15 protein-coding genes are annotated in these 15,759 nt (G+C 70.6%); 7 read left to right on the forward strand and 8 right to left on the reverse strand.

The window, feature by feature from the left end:
• Positions 1–15: 15 nt before the first annotated feature.
• Both BMY74_RS10710 and BMY74_RS10715 read left to right on the forward strand, forming a co-directional pair.
• On the forward strand, positions 16–984 hold the full coding sequence (locus tag BMY74_RS10710) for a DUF2332 family protein (protein ID WP_143091525.1): 969 nt from the start codon (positions 16–18) through the stop codon (positions 982–984).
• 11 nt (positions 985–995) lie between these two features.
• Positions 996–1,916, forward strand: coding sequence for a hypothetical protein (locus BMY74_RS10715; protein ID WP_089913575.1), 921 nt, complete (start codon positions 996–998; stop codon positions 1,914–1,916).
• Position 1,917: 1 nt separating this feature from the next.
• Here the strand turns inward: BMY74_RS10715 and BMY74_RS10720 are convergent, their stop codons facing one another.
• Positions 1,918–2,652 carry an SDR family oxidoreductase gene (locus BMY74_RS10720; RefSeq protein WP_089913579.1) on the reverse strand — a complete coding sequence of 245 codons (735 nt, stop codon included), beginning with the start codon at positions 2,650–2,652 and terminating at the stop codon, positions 1,918–1,920.
• Positions 2,653–2,717: 65 nt separating this feature from the next.
• Here BMY74_RS10720 and BMY74_RS10725 point away from each other — a divergent pair, with 65 nt between their 5' ends.
• Both BMY74_RS10725 and BMY74_RS10730 read left to right on the forward strand, forming a co-directional pair.
• Entirely contained in the window at positions 2,718–3,497 is a 780-nt protein-coding gene (locus BMY74_RS10725) for a helix-turn-helix transcriptional regulator (RefSeq protein WP_089913583.1), read from the forward strand.
• Positions 3,498–3,792: 295 nt separating this feature from the next.
• Complete coding sequence (locus BMY74_RS10730; protein WP_089913587.1) at positions 3,793–5,019, forward strand: hypothetical protein; 1,227 nt, start codon at positions 3,793–3,795, stop codon at positions 5,017–5,019.
• 72 nt (positions 5,020–5,091) lie between these two features.
• Here the strand turns inward: BMY74_RS10730 and BMY74_RS10735 are convergent, their stop codons facing one another.
• Complete coding sequence (locus BMY74_RS10735) at positions 5,092–5,910, reverse strand: esterase/lipase family protein (protein ID WP_143091526.1); 819 nt, start codon at positions 5,908–5,910, stop codon at positions 5,092–5,094.
• 221 nt (positions 5,911–6,131) lie between these two features.
• Between BMY74_RS10735 and BMY74_RS10740 the strand changes: the two genes are divergently transcribed.
• Together BMY74_RS10740 and BMY74_RS10745 are read left to right on the forward strand one after the other, a co-directional pair.
• Positions 6,132–7,586 carry a WS/DGAT/MGAT family O-acyltransferase gene (locus BMY74_RS10740; RefSeq protein WP_245786025.1) on the forward strand — a complete coding sequence of 485 codons (1,455 nt, stop codon included), beginning with the start codon at positions 6,132–6,134 and terminating at the stop codon, positions 7,584–7,586.
• Between the two features lie 47 nt (positions 7,587–7,633).
• A complete protein-coding gene (locus tag BMY74_RS10745; protein WP_143091527.1) occupies positions 7,634–8,140 on the forward strand; it encodes a hypothetical protein in 507 nt (168 codons plus the stop codon).
• Here BMY74_RS10745 and BMY74_RS10750 read toward each other — a convergent pair.
• Genes BMY74_RS10750 through BMY74_RS10760 form a run of 3 tightly spaced genes read right to left on the reverse strand, consistent with a single transcriptional unit; the run spans position 8,050 to position 10,399 of the window.
• Entirely contained in the window at positions 8,050–8,964 is a 915-nt protein-coding gene (locus BMY74_RS10750) for an alpha/beta fold hydrolase (protein WP_089914281.1), read from the reverse strand. The two genes, BMY74_RS10745 and BMY74_RS10750, sit on opposite strands and share 91 nt — an antisense overlap.
• A gap of 47 nt (positions 8,965–9,011) precedes the next feature.
• Complete coding sequence (locus BMY74_RS10755) at positions 9,012–9,833, reverse strand: hypothetical protein (RefSeq protein ID WP_089913596.1); 822 nt, start codon at positions 9,831–9,833, stop codon at positions 9,012–9,014.
• Positions 9,830–10,399 (reverse strand): RNA polymerase sigma factor, encoded by a 570-nt coding sequence (locus tag BMY74_RS10760; RefSeq protein WP_089913599.1) that lies wholly within the window; start codon positions 10,397–10,399, stop codon positions 9,830–9,832. The genes BMY74_RS10755 and BMY74_RS10760 overlap by 4 nt, the downstream gene beginning before the upstream one ends.
• 63 nt (positions 10,400–10,462) lie before the next feature.
• Here BMY74_RS10760 and BMY74_RS10765 point away from each other — a divergent pair, with 63 nt between their 5' ends.
• Positions 10,463–11,362, forward strand: coding sequence for a phosphotransferase (locus BMY74_RS10765; protein WP_245786026.1), 900 nt, complete (start codon positions 10,463–10,465; stop codon positions 11,360–11,362).
• Here the strand turns inward: BMY74_RS10765 and BMY74_RS10770 are convergent.
• The 3 genes from BMY74_RS10770 to BMY74_RS10780 form a co-directional block, all read right to left on the reverse strand.
• A complete protein-coding gene (locus BMY74_RS10770) occupies positions 11,359–13,539 on the reverse strand; it encodes a hypothetical protein (RefSeq protein WP_143091528.1) in 2,181 nt (726 codons plus the stop codon). The genes BMY74_RS10765 and BMY74_RS10770 overlap by 4 nt on opposite strands.
• Before the next feature lie 187 nt (positions 13,540–13,726).
• The gene (locus tag BMY74_RS10775) at positions 13,727–14,587 is read right to left on the reverse strand and encodes a patatin-like phospholipase family protein (RefSeq protein WP_245786027.1); all 861 of its coding nucleotides are present in this window, start codon (positions 14,585–14,587) and stop codon (positions 13,727–13,729) included.
• 45 nt (positions 14,588–14,632) lie between these two features.
• Positions 14,633–15,730: an alkaline phosphatase family protein gene (locus BMY74_RS10780; RefSeq protein ID WP_089913605.1), complete on the reverse strand. Its 1,098-nt coding sequence runs from the start codon at positions 15,728–15,730 to the stop codon at positions 14,633–14,635.
• Between the last annotated feature and the right edge of the window lie 29 nt (positions 15,731–15,759).

Genomic DNA, 15,759 nt, shown 5'->3' on the forward strand with positions numbered 1-15,759 from the left:
AAGACAGGAGGACCCGTGACCGCGGCTGCAATGGGTGCGTCCACGTTGCGCACGTTCGCGGCGCGGTTGCGCACCACCGCGCCGGTGTCCGCGCGCATCCTGTCGGAGCTCGCGAGCGAGCTCGACAAGGGCGGGCCGGTGGCGGACCTGCTGTGCTCGCACAGCGCCGTGCACAGCCCGTTGTTCGGGGTGCAGGCGCTGGCGGGGGTGCGGTTGCTGATGCTGTCGGGCAGGGCGCCGGAGCTCACCGAGCGGTTCACCAGCGCGCACGCGGCGGCGATGGCCGGGGAGTCCGACTCGGCGGCGCTGCTGACGTGGCTCGCCGCGCGCAGCGCGATCATCGAGAACCCCGGCGAGATCCTCGCGGCGCTCGACCGCACGGTGCAGCAACACCAGCCGAAGACGGCCGGGTTCCTGCTCCGGGGGCTCACCATGATCGGGGCGCCGAAGGTCCGGCTGCTCGAGCTCGGCGCGTGCGCGGGGCTGAACCTGATCCTCGACCACTACCGCTGGTTCGGCCTCGGCTGGGAGTGGGGCGACAAGGACTCGCCGGTGCGGCTCGCCGCGGCCGGTCCGCAGCCGCCGAACCTGCGGATCGTCGACCGGGCCGGCTGCGACCTGCAGCCGCGCGACCCCGCCGACCCCAAGCACGCGATGATCCTGCAGTCGTTCATCCCGCCCGAGCACGACGCGCTGCGCTGGGACCTCGACGACGCCATCGAGCTCGCCGCCAGGGTCGGCGTGAAGGTCGCGCGCTCCCCCGCCGGGCGGTGGCTTCGCGAGAACCTCGTGCCGCCGGAGGACCGCACCACGTACACGGTGATCTGGCACAGCTCGTTCTGGTCGTACCTGACCGAGGACGAGCGGCACGAGATCGAGACGACGCTGACGGCCGCCGCCGGCTCGATGCCACTCGCGCGCGTCGCCTACGAGTCGACTGATTTTCGCTCGAACCCCCGCCTGACGGTCACCATCTACAGCTAACCTCCGGCGGCGTGAAAACGATCCGCGCCTCCCTGCTGGCCGTCGCCCTCTTCACGACGACCCTCGCCGCGCCCGCCGAGGCGGCCGTCTCCGACCACGACCTGGCGTTCCACTGGGCCCCGGTCCACCACCAGGACACCGACTCGTCCGACGCGGACGCCGACTACCTGTCCACAGTGGACTTCGACGGCGACTGGAACACGCTGAACAACTGGGAGAACCAGCCCCAGACGAGCAAACTCACCGGTGCCGCCTACTACTCCGTCGTCGAGACGGGCACGCACTGGTTCCTCGTCTACGGCTTCTTCCACCCGCGCGACTGGGACGACCAGCCCGACCCGTTCGGCCAGCGCACCCACGAGAACGACCTGGAGGGCGCGCTGTTCGCGGTCCGCAAGGACGGCTCGCAGTACGGCAGGCTCGAAGCCGCCGTCACGGTGGCGCACAGCGACTTCTACTCCTACGTGCCCGCCGGGTCGCCGTACCAGAACGGCGCGGAGACCATCGACGGCACCCTGCTGCTGGTGAACGGCCGCCCCACCACGTTCCAGGAGGCCAAGGGCCACGGCCTGTTCCGCTGGAACGGCGCCGAGTTCCCCGGCGGTGACGGCGTGGTCTACCAGCCGTCCGCGACCGGCGAGGTGCCGTCGGGCGGCAACGACCGCAGCGTCGGCTACCGCCTGGTGAACACGTTGGACGCCAACGGCATGTGGGCCCGCCGCAACAACACGGAGACCTTCGCGTCGTTCGGCACCTTCCGCGGTGACAACGGCAAGGACAACGCCGCCAACGCACCGTGGGGCTGGGACGACCAGAACGACGGCCCGGTCTACCGCGGCTACATGGCCACCGACCCGGCCCTGCTGGTCGACAGGTACTTCTCCAACAAGGGCGACTTCAGCCTGACCTACACGCGCAACTCCTTCCGCTGACCTAACTCTGGGCAGCCGGCCGGACGACGACCTCGTTCACGTCCACCTCGGCCGGCTCCTCGATCGCGAACGCGATGGCGCGGGCGATCGAGTCCGGCGAGATCGCGATCTCGTCCCTCATGCCCGCGATGCGTTCCCGCACAACGGGGTTCGACGAGGCCTCCGCGAAACCGGTGTGCACGAACCCCGGGAACACCGTGGTGACGCGCACGGTCGGACCGGCCTCCTGGCGCAGGCCCTCGCAGATCGCCCGCACCGCCACCTTCGTGCCCGCGTAGACCGCCATCGCGGGCGCGACGGTGAACGCGGCCGTCGACGAGGTGGTCACGAAGTGCCCGGCCCGCTGCTCGCGGAACACCGGCAGCGCGGCCGCGATCCCGTGCAGCACGCCCTTGATGTTCACGTCGACCATCTCGTCCCACTCGTCGACGCGCAGGTCGTCCAACGGCGAGATCGGTCCCACGCCCGCGTTGCCGACCAGCACGTCGAGCCGCCCGAACCGTTCGCGGGCCAACGCCACCAACGCGTGCAGGTCCTCCCGGCGGGTCACGTCCACACGCGCGCTCACCGCCGTGCCGCCCGCACGCTCGATCCTGTCCACCAAGTCCTCGAGACGGTCCGTACGACGTGCTCCGAGCACGAGCCGTGCGCCCCGTTCCGCCAGCAACAACGCGGTCGCCTCACCGATCCCGCTGCTGGCACCGGTGATCGCCACGACCTTTCCCTCACCACTCATGACCCCAGCCTGCGACGGGCTCAGCCTGGTATCCAGAGCCAGTTTATTCTGGTACCGGAGGTGCCATGACCGCGGACCGCAGGCGAGAGCTGGGTGTGTTCCTGCGCAGCCGCAGGGAACGGATCACGCCCGCCGAGGCCGGTCTGCCGACCACCGCGCGGCGCCGCACGCCGGGTCTGCGGCGCGAGGAGATCGCGGTGCTCGCCGGCATCAGCGCCACCTGGTACACCTACCTCGAACAGGGCCGTGACGTGCGCGCGTCCGACCAGGTCCTCACCTCCCTCGCCGCGGCACTGGGGCTCGACCGGCCCGAGAGGGACCACCTGTTCCACCTCGCGGGCCACGCGCCCGCGCCCGAGGCCGAGGTCGAACCGCTGACGGCCGAAGCCGCCGCCGTGCCGCACCTGCTGCAGCCGAACCCGGCGTACGTCATCGGTGCCACCTACGACGTCCTCAGTCACAACGAGGCCGCCGCGGACCTCTTCCCCGTGCTGCGCACACCCGCGCCGAACCTCGCGCGGTGGACGTTCACCGACGAGACGGCACGAGAGGTCGTCCTCGACTGGGAGCAGGAGGCGCGCGGCCTGCTCGCCCGGCTGCGCACGCTCGCCGCGCGGCACCCCGGTGACGAGCGGTTCACGCGGCTGTTCGAGGAGCTGCGCGAGGCGAGCCGGGAGGTGCGGGCCTGGTGGCCGCACCAGGAGGTGCAGGCGCAGAGCGGAGGGCGCAAACGCCTGCGCCACCAGCGCTTGGGCGCCCTCGACTACGCGTACACGGCGTTCCACCTCGCCGAGCAGCCGAGCCAGACGCTGGTGATCTACGCGGACCCGCGCCCCTGCGCGTGACGGTTCATCCGTCCGGTGGGCGTCGCAGGCATGGCGGCGGTCGCTCGTTCAGGTGGCGCGCGTTCCGCAGGTTTTTCGGGCTCGAACGCGGCTACTCCAGACGGCGCAACCAGGTGTTCCGTTCAGGGGAGGTGAAGTGCTCGGAACGCCGGTGCGGCGGTGGCAGGCCCTCTTCCCCAGATCGACGTCCCGCGGACCGGATGCCGGCGTGACTCCGGGCCGTGGTGCACGCACGGGCTCCAGCCACCGAAACCACCTCGCATGAACGAGATGTAGTCGTCTAGAGAGGAAGAACATGCGCAAGAACGTCACAACCGGCCTTCTGGCCGCGATCGCGGCCACAGGCCTCGTGCTGGCGGGCGGACCTTCCGCCGGCGCTGACAGCAGCGCGTTGCACCCCTACGACTTCGGTGGCTCAGAACATCTGACGAACGAGTACTGGTCCGACCATCAGGTGTGGACGTGGGCCGAGGGCGGGTTCGGCGGGAACTCCGGTGACGGCGGCGACGCCACCAGCTCCAACACCGCCACCACCGGCGACTCCGGCGATGTCGAAGAATCCGACGACTCCGGGGACTCCGACCACCACGGCTATTTCGGCGACTCCGACGACCACGGCTACTTCGATGATTCCGACGACTCCGGCGACGAGGACACGTCGACCGGCGACACCGGTCACGCCGCCAACAACAGCAACACCGAGGGCGGCGACACCGGCAGCGGGGGCGACGGCGGCGACGCCGTGGCCGAGGCGGACTCGGCCACGACCACCTGGGACGAGGACTCGGACGAGGAAGGCGACGAGGACGAGGGCAAGGGCGGGGACCACGGCTACGGCCACGGTGACTCCGACTCCTCGGCCGCTGCCGCCGAAGCGGGCGACGGCGGGAACTCCGGTGAGGGCGGCGACGCCGACAGCACCAACGAGGCCACGACCGGCGACTCGGGCGACAGCGGTGACTCCGGCGACTCCGGGCACAACTCCGCCATGGTCATGTGCGTGCACTCGGTCTGCCTGACGGGCACCGACTCGGGTGACTCCGGCTGGACGGGCACGGGCGACACCGGCGACGCCGCCAACAACAGCAACACCCACGGCGGCAACACGGGCAGTGGCGGCAACGGCGGCGACGCCGACGCGGCAGCGGACAGCTCCACCGCGACCGAGTGGGACGACGACGAGAACGCCGGGAACGACGAGTCCGACGCCAGTGCGGCCGCGGTGGCCGGCAACGGCGGGAACTCCGGTGCCGGCGGCGACGCCGACAGCACCAACATCGCCACGTCCGGCGACTCGGGCGACAGCGGCGATTCCGGCGACACCGGCGACAACTCCGCGATGGTCATGTGCGTGCACTCGACGTGTGTGACCGACACGGACTCGGGCGACTCCGGCTGGACGGGCACGGGCGACACCGGCAACGCGACCAACAACAGCAACACCCACGGCGGCAACACCGGCCACGGTGGCCACGGCGGCGACGCGGTGGCGGCGAGCCTGAGCGAGGTGGTGGACGACTGATCGGCTGAGGCCATCACCTGGTGAGCGGGTGGGGACCGAAGTCCCACCCGCTTTCCGGGCGTCCCAAGGGTTTCAGGCCGCCCGCGGGTACAGGCGGGCCATACCGGGAGGAGCGGCGAAGGGCGCCCACGTGCCCTCCGCCTGCGCCAGCCGGTCCGCGACGACCCACAGCACGCTGGAGTTGAAGCCGTAGCCCAGGTGTGAGGACGACACCTGGATGTTCTCCCTGCGCGGCCCCGGTTCCTCGACGCACGACTCCCACGAGACGATGCCGTCCGTTTTGGAGTAGACCGACGTGGCGGGCACCGGGATCGGCGGCCTCGTCGACTCGAGCGGCGGGAACTCGTCCTTCGGGATGTGCAGGCGCGACAACAACGAGAACGCCGGCATCGCCCGCGACTGCACCGGATCGCTCATGTTGTAAGGCGATCCGAGCGTGATCACCTGGCGGACGCGGTGGGGGTGGTCGCGCGCCATCTCGCGCGCGAAGATCCCGCCCAGCGACCAGCCGACGATCGACACCGGCCCGCCGTAGGCATCCGAGACCTTCTTCACCAACGCGTGCATGCCGTCGACGGCCTTGCGCGTCGGCCCGATGTTGCGGCCGAGGCCCCAGGGGTTGACCTCGTAGCCGAGCCCCGACAGGAAACGGCGCAGCATCACCGTGGACGAGTCCGCGGCGCCGAGGCCGGGGAACACGAGGACCGGGTGGCCGTCACCGGACGGCGCGCCGCGCAGCATCGCCCGCGTGGCCACGAACTCGCCGACGTCGAGCGCGCAGCGGGTGGGCTCGGTGAGGTACCAGAACAGGCCGGGAGCGCTGCCTCTGACGAGGTGCAGCGGCGAGGTCGCAGGAGCTTCGAAGACTTCGTCCGAAGGTACGGCGGACATAGGAGCCTCCCCACACGTCGACAACCCCGAGCCGGCGCCCCGGGCCGCGTCGCCCGGTGAGTCCATGATGTTTCGTGAACGATCTTTTCGCCAGCACTTTCGAGTCTCGATTCGCCACGAAGATGTAACGCGTCGGCAACCTCACAGCTGTGCAGTGCCTCTCACCTGCATGGACGTCGATTGAGACGCACCGCTCCTCTAGTCTTTTTCGAGTGGATCGGATGAGCAGTTTGGACGCGAGCTTCTACTTCATCGAGGACGAGAACGTGCCGATGCACGTCGGTTCCGTCCTGGTCTTCGACGGGCCGGCCCCGTCCTACGGCGACGTGATCCGGCTCTTCCTGTCGCGCATGGACCAGGTGCCGCGCTACCGGCAGAAGGTGAAGGCGCTGCCGTTCCACGTGGGGCGTCCGGTCTGGGTCGACGACGACCACTTCAACATCCTCTACCACGTGCGCCACACCGCGGTGCCGTCGCCGGGCGGGGAGGACCAGCTGCGCAACCTCGCCGGCCGGATCTTCGCGCAGAAGCTCGACGACTCGAAGCCGCTGTGGGAGGCGTGGCTCGTCGAGGGCCTCGAGGGCGGCCGCTGGGCGATCATCTCCAAGGTCCACCACTGCATGATCGACGGAGTGTCCGGTTCGGACATGCTGCAGCTGACGCTCGACTTCCGGCAGGACAGCGTGCTGCCGGAGCCGAAGGAGTGGAAGCCGCAGCCGCAGCCCTCGACGCTCGACCTGGTGGTCGACGGCGTCCGCGACGCCGTGGTGACGCCGGTGCAGCACCTGTCCGCGTTGCCCGCCGTCGCGCGCAACGTCCGTTCCCTCAGCGAGATCCTGGACTTCGGCAAGTCCGTCCTCGGTTCTCTTCCCAGCACGGCGAGGCGTCTGGTGACGCGGGCGGCGACGTCGTTGAACGGTCCCATCGGGCCGCACCGCCGCTGGGTGTGGGCGCGCGCGAGCCTGGCCGAGATCAAGCAGATCCGCACCGCGGCGGGCGGCACCGTCAACGACGTCATCCTGACCGCGATCACGCGGGGTTTCCGCGACCTGCTGGAGAAGCGCGGCGAGCTGACCGAGGGCATGGTCGTGCGCACCATGGTCCCCGTGTCGATGCGCAAGGCGGACCAGCACAACGAGTTGAACAACCGCGTCAGCGCCGTGCTGGTCAACCTGCCCGTGGGCGAGGCGGACCCGGTGAAGCGCCTCGCGTCGATCCGCGAGCAGATGGACGACCTGAAGGGCTCGCGTCAGGCCGCGGGCGCGAACGTGCTGACGAACCTGTCGAACTTCGCCGCGCCGACGCTGATGGCGCTGGGCTCGCGGACCGCGATGCGGTTCCCGCAGCAGATCCTGCAGACCGTCACCACGAACGTGCCCGGCCCGCGCGTGCCGCTCTACATGCTCGGCCGCCCGCTCGTGGAGATGTTCCCGTACGTGCCGGTCGCCTCGACGATCCGGATCACCGTCGGCATCTTCTCCTACCTCGACCGGTTCACCTTCGGCATCAACGCCGACTTCGACGGCGTGCCGGACGTCCAGATCCTCGCGGACGGCATCCGCGCGGGCTTCGACGAGATGGTCGCGCTGGCCGCCGAGGCCGCGGAGAGCTCCGCGGCGAAGAAGTCCGCCGCGAAGCCGCGTGCCGTGCGCACGAAGCCGGAGCCGACGGCCTGAGGCACGCGCTGACGGTCCAGGCGGGCGAGCACGACCTGCACCTGACCGTGGTGGGACTCGACGCGCGGCTGGGCGCCCTCGGGCTGGCTCTCGGCCAGGTCGACGACGTCCGCGTCGACCTGGAGGACGTGCGGTGGTCGCGCTGGCGTGCCCGCCGCGCCACCGTCGTGTGCCGCGACGTGCACGTGAACCCGCCCGCCGTGCTGGTGGCGTCACCGGTCGAGTTCCGCGTGGAAGTGGACTTCGCGGACATCCCGGAGTTGCAACCGGTCAGTTGGTTCCCGTTGACCGTCCGGTTGGTCGGCTCCGAGCTGCACGTGCGGCTGCACAGGTGGCTGCCGGCGCGGGTGTTCGCGGTGCCGGAGCTGCCGCGCGGCGTCGAGCTGACGGGCGTCGAGCAGCACGCGGACCACTTCGTGCTGACCGGGGCCGCCCCCGTGCTGCGGGAGCGGCTCACGTTCGGTCAGCTCGCGGACGTGGTCAGGCGGTTGGCGTCCATCCACTCGAGGACCCGCTCGGACACGACCTCGGGGACCTCCAGCTGGGGCACGTGACCGACGTTCGCCAGCTCGTCGTAGCGCCAGTGCGGGAACCGGCGGGCCGCGGCCCGGGCGGAGGCGACGTTGACGAGCCTGTCGCGGTCACCGCTCATCAGGAACACCGGCACGCGCACCTTCGCCATCGCCGCGTGGTAGGCCCCGCGCTTCGAGAGCGCGGACACGACGCTGCGCGCGGCTTCGAGGAACGCCTTGTCGAGCCCCTCGACCTTCGCGCGCTCGCCGATCAGGTGTTCGCTGGCGAGCTTGAGCTCCTCGGGGATGCCCGACGGGTCCGCGCAGACCAGTTTCAGCAGCCGGTCGACCTGCGCTCGTGCCGGCGCGGTCCTCGACCTCGCCAGGAACCGCTCCCCCAGCCCCGGCACCGAGTACAGGAAGAACGTGGCGAGCACCGCCGGGTCCGGCCGGGTGCCCAGCACCATCGGCAGCGCGGGGTCGACCAGCACCAGTCCCTTCACCTGCTCGGGGTCGTGGGCGGTCTGGAAGAGCGAGATCAGCCCGCCCATCGAGTTGCCGACGAGGACCGCCGGTTCCCGCACGACCTCCCGCAGGAACCGGCCCAGCAGCCGCGTGTTGGCCTGGACGGTCGTCTGCCGCCCCTCCGGGTGCGTCAGGCCGTGCCCGGCGAGGTCGACGGCCGTGACGCGGGCCCTCCGCGCGAGCAACGGCGCCAGCAGCACCCAGTTGAGGTGCGACCCGCCGAGCCCGTGCACGAGCACGACGCGCGGACCGTCCTCCGGTCCGCCGAAGTCGACCCAGTGCACGGGCCCGCCGAGGTCAGCGTGGTGGCTGGTGCCGCCGAAGTTCGCCACAGTCGTCATACCAACCAGTATGTCGCTTGAACCGACCGGTCGGTAGCCGCCGTTCGTCACCGCCAGGGCGACGCCGGTCGGCACTGGTCCCTCAGGAGCGGGTCACCGTAGACGATTTCGAGGGTCTTCGGGTCGTAGAAGCACGCTGTCCGCTCGTCCTGGCTCGTGCCGAGCACCTCGCCGCTCGCGTCGTAGGCGCGGACGAGCGGTTCGGGTGCGCCTTCCGGGACCGTCCAGGACGGCGGGTGGTACAGGCGGACGGCGTACGTGCCGTTGACGATCTTGGCGTCGGCCGTCACGCCGTCCGCGGTGACCGACACCCGCGCGACCGCCGGGTCGATCCGCCCGGCCACCGTCCGGTGGCCGGGCTTGCCCTCGAACCACGTGCCCCGGTGATCGCCGCCGCTGGTCGCGGTCGTGACGTCGACGGAGAGGTGCCCCGGCAGGAGGCGCACGGCGCGCCGCGCGTAATCGGAGGTGTACGGCCTGGCCCCTTCGCCGAGAGCGCACAGCAGCACCCCCTGCTCGTCGTGGAGCAGGGCCCACCGCGTCTGTTCGTCGAACAGCTGCCGCAGCTCCGCCTTCCCGATCTGCCCGCTGGCGTGCATGCACCCCTTCTCGATCGCCTCGGCCGTCGCGCGCGGCACGTCGGGGCCGGACGTCGTGGGCGGCGGGCTGGTGACGGGAACGGCGGGCTCCGGCGGGAGCGCGACCGGCCGGAGGGTCACGACGCTGACGACCACGGCGGCGACCGCGGCAACCCCGGCGAGGACCGGGAAGAGCAACCGGCGACCCGCGACCGCCTGTTCGAGCTCGGCGCGGATCTGGGTGTGGCGGCCCGGCGGCAGGTCCCGCGGGGGTGGGAGCGTGCTGGTCATCGGACCTCCTCGGTGTGCACGAGCTCGCGGTGCTGCTGGAGCTTCGACTTCGCCTTGCTGACGCGCGCCCGCACGCTGCCCTCGGTGATGCCGAGCACCGCCGCCGCGTCCGCGTACGACACCTCGGACCACACGCACAGCGCGAGCGCCTCACGTTCGTTGCGCGGCAACTCCGCCACGGCGTCGAGCAGCTCCTTCATCCGCCGTTGGTCGTCGAGCCGTTCCGCCACCAGGTCCGCGTGGTCGGGCACCGCGCGCTCCTCCCCGACCCGCCGCAGGTTCCGCAGCCGCCGGGTCAGCGAGCGCTGCTCGTTGCGCACGACGTTCGTCGCCACGGCGAGCAGCCACGGCAACGCTGAATCGCGTTCGAGCCGCACGTCGCCGCGCTTGCGCCAGGCCAGCAGGAACGTCGCCTGCAGGTGGTCCTCGGCCTCGGCCCACGAGGCGGTCAACCGGAAGCAGTGGTTGTAGACGGCCTTGGCGTGCCGGTCGAACAGCGCCCCGAAGGCCCGCGCACCGCCCCCGGCGGCCCGCGACCACAACTCGCGGTCGTCTTCGGTTGTCATACCCGTACGTGTCCGCCCACCCCGGAAGTGTTGGCACCGCGCCGATCACTAGCGTTGCGGAGCGTGGCACATCTGGGGGTGGCCGATCTCGCGGGCATCGCGCAGTCAGCGTACGGCCGTGAACTGCACGACGTGACCCGCCTCAGCGGCGGCAGCAAGAAGGGCGTCTACCGCCTCACGCTCGACGACGGCACGACGGGCATCGCGTACGTGTGGCGCGCCTCCGAGGACTACTGGCCGGAACACGACCACGACCCGTTGTTCGGCCACGCGAGCGGGCGCGACCTGTTCCTCACGGCCCACACCGCGCTCACCGAGTCGGGCGCGTCCGTGCCGGGGCTGGTGCTGACAACCCCCGACGTGGTCGTGGTCGAGGACCTGGGAAGCGATTTCCTGGAACAGTCGCTCGACACCGAGGTCCTGGACCGCCTGTGGGACGACCTCGCCGCCGTGCACCGCCACACCAGCCCGCGCTACGGCCGCCCGAGCGCACTCCAACCCTTGGACGCGCCCGCGGTGCCCGACGTCGTGCTGCACCGCGCCCTCGGCCACCTGGAAGCCTGCTGCGCGCGCGTCCCGAGGATCGCCGCCGAACGGGACCGCCTGGAAACCCAGCTGCGCCAACGACACGCCGTGCTCGCCCCGCGCACCACGTACTCGCTGATCCACGGCGAACTGGGCCCCGACCACGTGCTCGTGGCGGACGGCAGGCCGGTGCTGATCGACATCGAGGGCGCGATGTTCTTCGACGTCGAGTGGGAACACGTGTTCCTGGAACTGCGCTTCGGCTCCCACCACCGCCCGGTCGCGGGCCTCGACCAGGCCCGGATGTCGTTCTACCGCCCCGCCCAGCACCTGTCCCTCGTGGAGGGCCCGCTCCGGTTGCTGGACGGCGGTTTCCCGCACCGCGAGGCCATGCGGGCGATCGCGGAGCACAACGTCGGGCGCGTGCTGGCCTGTTAACGCTCGTCTCGCTTGAAGAGCCGGCCGATCCCGGTGACGAGGCAGACCGCGAGCACCCAGCCGAGGACGGTGAACGCCAGCGACGCCCATCTCGCGCCGTGCAGCGGCACCCACAGCTGGCTGTGTTCGAGGCTCATGATCGGCAGGAGCAGGTCGATCGTGTAAAGCCACGGGTCGAACCAGGCGACATCGAGCACGGGCCTGGCGACGGCGAAATTTTGCTTGTCTTGCCTGAGCCAGTGGAAGATCAGGCCGCCCGCCACCGTGAGCACGCCCAGACACCAGAGGATGCGCAAGGGCCGATACCCGTATCCGACCGTCGGGTTGAGCACCCACCACACCGTGCGGTGCAGGCGGCCCGTGAATCCCTTCAACTTCCGGCGCTTGGCGTCCTCCTTGGCCATCAGCACATCGGTGGCTTTGTCGTGCAGGCCGGCCTTTGCGTAGACGGACGAGAGCTGCAGGTAGACCTGCGGGACAACGTCGTCCTCGTCCCGCAGCCACCGCAGGCGCTGGTGCAAGGGCATCGAGTTGCCGAGCAGTGCGCCGTAAACGAACTCGTCGAGACGACTGCCCCTGGACCAGTCCCCCTGGCTGTCCGCCAGCGACCCGGCCTGCACTCGGCGGAGGTCCAGCCAACCGGCGGGTCTTTCGGCGAACCTCAGCCGCAGCACGCCTCGGACCTGTGTGCCCTTGAGCTTGACCGCCGGTACGCCTTTGAGGACCGCACCCACGAAACTGATCTCGGACCCGATCCTCGCATCACACATCCGCACGCACCCGGTGACAAGCGCATCGTCGAACACCGCGGCGTGACCGACACGCACGCTGTCGCACCGCACCGCGTCACCCTCGTTCTTCAACCTGGCACCGGTGAAGTCGAGCTTGCCGTCGATCCTGGCACGCGCGAAGTCCACCCGCCCTCGCGCGGTGAACTGCGCGCCCAGGACCGCGTCCATGCCCACTTTGATCCCACGAGCGACCAGCGCGTCGCCGTCCTCGTTCTCGAACAGCCCACCGCTGCAGTCGAAGTTGCCTCCGACCTGCGCATCGGCGAGCACCACGACGCCCTGAGCGTGGAACCGCACGTCAGCCTGAACGCCCAAGACCAGATCACTGTTCACCTGCAGCCCCGAAGCGTTGAGCGCGATGCCGCTCGCGTTCGAGAGGTGCGCTCCCTGCGCACCCACCAGCCCGTCGACCCTTGCTCCGATCATGCGGAGTTCACCTTGCACGGTCGTGCCTTTGCGCAGGACGAGATTGAGCGTGGTGACCGAGCGCGTGAGGTCGACCGCCACACCGCCGGGATTGGAGAACTCCGCGCCGGTGAGCTTCACCCAGGCGCCGAAGTGGCCGCCGACCATGTTCAGCTCTCCGTTGACAACGCAGCCCCCGGAGAACTCCACCTGCTGTCCGACCGCCATCCCGCCCACGCACAACGCCGTCCTGCCAGGACTGTGGAACCGCGCCCCTTCGCAGATGAACCGGCCGCCGATACGGGCACCGATGAGGTTCACCTCGCCCTCGGCCACGAACCCGTTGCGCCAGAAGACGTGCTCGTCCACAACGAGACCGCTCAACTCCAGCGTCCTGTCCTCACCCGGGTTTCGGAAGGTCGAGCCTTCGCAGATGAACTGGCCACCGATGTGAGCACCGACCATGTGCGTCAGCCCATTCACCGCGAATCTCCCTGAGCAGTAGACGTCCTGCTCCACCTTCAGGCCGTCCGCCTTGAACGCACCGTCCCGCGGGCCGTCGATCACGCAGTCGTCCATGTCCAGCTGACCTGCCACATGGGCGCCGGTGAGCTGCACGCGCCCGTTGATGATGCACCCGCGCAACGCCAGTCCGTCCTGAAGCCGGACCTGGGAAGCACGCAGTCCTGGCAGCCGGCAGTCCGCGAAGTAGAGACCCGCCACGGTCGCCTGCTCGAAGTTCGGCGCGTACTCGAACGTGCATCGCTCGAACTCGACCGGGAAACCGACCTCCCCGGCCTCCAGGTCGAGCTCGCCCACCACGACCACGTCGGACAGGGTCAGCTTGCGCGGACGGGTGCCGTGCACACGCAGCAGTTGTCCGGACAGGAACTCGGCGCCCACCTCGCGGCCCGCGCCGACGAACTCGGCCCGGCCCAGGCGTTCGATGGCGTTGAACAGCTCCATCTCCACTGGCGTCATGTCGCGCGCACTCCTCTGCCGCGACCGCGTCCGCCAAGCGCGATCTGGTGTGCAGGGTTAGTCAGAAGCAACAGGGCGGTCGTTAGCCGTGAGGCGAACGTTCACCTGTTCAGACCACGCCCCGGCACGTGGACGCCCTCGGCCGGGACGCGCGGAATGCCGGAGTCGTGGTGTCCCGGGCCTCGCGCTACCCGTGTGACGGGTGCCCGTACAGCCCCGCACCGGTGAACTCCAGCGCCGTGAGGAACGCGGTCGAGGCCTGGTAGGATGCCTCGACCAGTTCCGCGGTGTGCGAGAAGTCCAGCGGCGTCACGGCCTGCACGGGCGGACCGGGCAGGTACAGCACCGGCGCGCTCTGCGACGCGAGCTCCACCTCCAGCACGGCCTGGTTGCGCATGCCCAGCGTCGCCCAGAACAGCAACGTCTCGGCGAGCGTCTCCGGCACGGCCGGCAGGTGCCCGGGGAACGCGCAGTCGAGCACCACCAACGACTTCGCGCCCATCGCGAGGGCCTGGCGGATCGGCACGTTCGCCAGCACACCGCCGTCGTAGAGCACCTGGTCGCCGATGCGCACCGGCGGGTACACGCCCGGGATCGCCGCGCTGGCGAGGATCGCGGGGACCAGCTCGCCCTCGGTGATGTTCACGGCCTCACCGGTCACGCCGTTCACCGACACCGCCCCGAACGGCAGCGTCAGCTCGGCGAAGGACGCCGCCCCGTCGAGCCCGTCCGCCAGCACCGAGGCCAGCCCGGTGTTCGGGAAGAGGTAGGTCTTGTTGGTGCGCAACGACCTCAGCTGCGCGATCGGCCCGCCGGGGAACACCCGCTGCCGCGTCATGCCCTCCCACAGCACCGCGAGCCGTTCCGCCGCCTTGTCCGGGTCCAGGGCGAGCAGCGAGCCGTTGACCGACCCGACCGACGTGCCGACGACCAGGTCGGGCCGCACGCCGTGCTCCCGCAGCGCGCGCAGCATGCCGACCTGCGCGGCACCGAGGCTTCCCCCGCCTCCGAGCACGAAGGCGACTGGTCCAGGCAGTTCGATCGTCACGTCCGGTAATCCTAGAGCTGACCAGCGACGAAGGCTGGGTTCGGTCTAGACTGAAGTCACTGAGTGGATGAGAAGCGGGATCGCCATCTCCTCGCGGGTGCGCGCGCCGTGGAACCCCGTCAGGGCGTTCCAGCTGGGTTCGGCCTGGCTGCGCAGCAGCACCGCGGAGTCCTTCATCGCCACGACGACATCCCCGATCCGGTCGGCCGCGAGCGGGCTGACCGGACCGAACCACCCGGCCTCCACGGCCTCCTCCCGCGTCAGCACGTCGGCCCGGTCGCCGAGGAACTCCCGCCACACGGACAGCACCTCGTCGGTCTCGGTGTGCAGATAACGCACCCGCGGCTCACCGGCGATCACGCGCACCCCCTGCCACAGCAGCGGTTCCGTGTCGAAGTCGATCCGCTCGCCCGCGGTCACCATGCCGTGGTCGGCCGTCACGACGAGCAGCGAGTCGGCGGGCAGCCTCGACGCGATCCGCGCGGCCAGCGAGTCCACGAACTCCAGTTGCAGCAACCACTCCTCGGAACCCGGCCCGTAGAGGTGCCCGATCGTGTCGAGGTCGGCGTGGTAGGCGTAGCAGAACGAGCGGTCCTGCCGCACCGCCGCGACCGCCCCCAGTGCGAGGTCGCCGAACCCGGCCGTGCCGCGGAACCACGACCCGCGCAGCACCGCCCGCGTCAGTCCGCTGCCGCGGTGCAGCAGCGGTGCGACGGCGCTGACCGCGACCCCGGCCGCCGCGGCCCGTTCGAACAGCGTCGGGTGCGGCTGCACGACCTCGGGCACGAGCGCCTTGCGCAGGTCGTGGCGGTGGTCGCCCGCCCGCGCCCAGGTCAGCGAGTTCAGCACCTCGTCACCGACCGCGAACGTGTAGCCGACGATGCCGTGCTCGCCCGAGAGCAGCCCGGTGCCGACCGACGCGAGGCTCGTGGCCGTCGACGACGGGAAACCGGCGGAGATCTCCCGGCCGGGGAGCCCCGCGAGGAACGGCGCGTGCGAGGCGTGCGCGCGCAACAGCTCGTGGCCGAGGCCGTCGACGAGCAGCAGGACGACACGCCGGGCCGGTGGCAGGCCGAGCGTGTTGTCGGCGCCCGGAACTCCCAGGCCCGACAGCAGTGAGGGGACGACCGCGGCGATGGTCATGAAGGACACCGTGCCACGTCGAATCCGGC

This window comes from Lentzea albida (assembly GCF_900111005.1).
In the GTDB taxonomy this organism is placed as follows: Bacteria; Actinomycetota; Actinomycetes; order Mycobacteriales; family Pseudonocardiaceae; genus Lentzea; species Lentzea albida.